This window comes from Streptomyces antimicrobicus, from assembly GCF_020532625.1.
In the GTDB taxonomy this organism is placed as follows: Bacteria; Actinomycetota; Actinomycetes; order Streptomycetales; family Streptomycetaceae; genus Streptomyces; species Streptomyces antimicrobicus.
Genome location: NZ_JAJAUY010000263.1, coordinates 1 through 1,974, shown reverse-complemented (window position 1 = coordinate 1,974; position 1,974 = coordinate 1). Strand labels below are relative to the sequence as shown.

1 protein-coding gene is annotated in these 1,974 nt (G+C 73.8%); it reads right to left on the bottom strand.

Annotation, left to right across the window (positions count from 1 at the left end; translation table 11 throughout):
• Window positions 1–1,974: condensation domain-containing protein (locus LG632_RS29965; RefSeq protein ID WP_226731073.1), on the bottom strand; the 1,974-nt coding region annotated here is incomplete at both ends.

Genomic DNA, 1,974 nt, shown 5'->3' with positions numbered 1-1,974 from the left:
GTCGGACGGGTCGAACGCGGCCTCCGGGGTGCCCAGGGCCCGCTCCCATTCGGAGGGCTCCAGGACGTCGATCCGGTCGAGCGTCAGCTCCGGGTCCGCGGCCCACTGCTCCAGCAGCCGGCCGAGGCGTCCGGCGAGGAGTTCGACGGTGTCGCGGTCGAACAGCTCGGTCGCGAACTCGATGCCGCCCTCGATGCCGGCCGCCGTGCCGTCGGGCGCGTGCTGCTCGGTCAGGCTGAGGGACAGGTCGTACTTGGCGACGGTGTGGGCGATGTCCTGGCCGCCGGCGGTGAGACCGGGCAGGGCGAGCCCGGGCTCGACGGAGGCCGTGTTGTGGAAGGTCAGGTTGACCTGGAACAGGGGGTGCCGGGCGGTGGAGCGCTCGGGGTTGAGGACCTCCACCAGCCGTTCGAACGGCACGTCCTGGTGGGCGTAGGCCGCGAGGTCGGTCTCCCGGACCCGGGCCAGCAGCTCCGGGAACGTGGGGGCACCGGAGACGTCGGTGCGCAGCACCAGGGTGTTGACGAAGAAGCCGATCAGCTCGTCGAGCGCCGCGTCGGTGCGGCCCGCGATCGGGGTGCCGATCGGGATGTCCGTACCGGCTCCCAGCTTGTGCAGCAGGGCCGCGGTCGCCGCCTGCACGACCATGAACATGCTCGTGCCGGTGGTCCGGGCCAGCTCGGTGAGCCGGCCGTGCAGCCCCGCGTCCACGGTGAAGGGCACCACGTCGCCGATGTGGCTCGCACGGGCCGGGCGGGGCCGGTCGAACGGCAGCGGCAGCTCCTCGGGGATCCCGGCCAGGGTGTCCTTCCAGTGGGCGAGCTGCTGCGCGATCGGGCTGTCCGGGTCGTCCTCCTCGCCGAGCACCTCACGCTGCCAGAGCGTGTAGTCGGCGTACTGCACCGGCAGGGGCTCCCAGTGCGGTGCGACGCCCGCGCGGCGGGCCGCGTACGCCTGGGACAGGTCACGGGCGAGCGGCGTGAGCGACCAGCCGTCGGCCGCGATGTGGTGCACGACCAGCAGCAGGACGTGCCGCTCGGGCGCGACCTCGAAGAGCGTGACGCGGAAGGGCAGTTCGGAGGAGAGGTCGAAGGCGTAGCCGGCGGACGCGGCGAGCGCCTCGGGCAGCTCCTTCTCGCCGACCTCGACCACGGCGGGCACCGGGGCGGCGGCCTCCGCGTCGAGGATCTGCTGGCGCGGGGTGCCGTCGGTCTCCGGGAACAGGGTGCGCAGCGCCTCGTGCCGGCCGACGAGGTCGGCGAGGGCGGCGGTGAGCGCACCCCGGTCCAGCTCGCCGTCCAGGCGCAGGGCCAGCGGGATGTTGTACGTCGCGTCGGCGCCCTCGAAGCGGTTGAGGAACCACAGGCGGCGCTGGGCGAAGGACAGCGGGACGACGTCCGGCCGCGCGACGGGGCGCAGGGCCGTACGTCCCTCGGCGGCGCCGTCCAGCAGTCCGGCGAGCGCGGCCACGGTCGGCGACTCGAACAGGGCCCGGACGGGCAGCTCGGCGTCGAACACGGCCCGCACCATGCTCACCAGGCGGGTGGCGAGCAGGGAGTGGCCGCCGAGGTCGAAGAAGCTGTCGTCGACGCTGGTGACCGGGACCCCGAGGACCTGGGAGAACAGGTCGCACAGGATCTCCTCCTGCGGGGTGCGCGGGGCCCGCCCGGGCTCACCGCCCGGACCACCGAAGTCGGGCGCGGGCAGCGCACGGCGGTCGAGCTTGCCGTTGACCGTCAACGGCAGCCGCTCCAGCACCACCACCGCCGACGGCACCATGTAGTCCGGCAGCACCTCACCGACCGCGGCACGCAGCTGGGCACCCGAGACGGCCGCGTCCGTGGTCACCACGTACGCCACGAGCCGCTTGACGCCCGGGGTGTCCTCGCGGACCACCACCGCCGCCTGCGACACCGCCGCATGACCGGCCAGCACGGCTTCGACCTCACCGAGCTCGATGCGGAAACCGCGCAG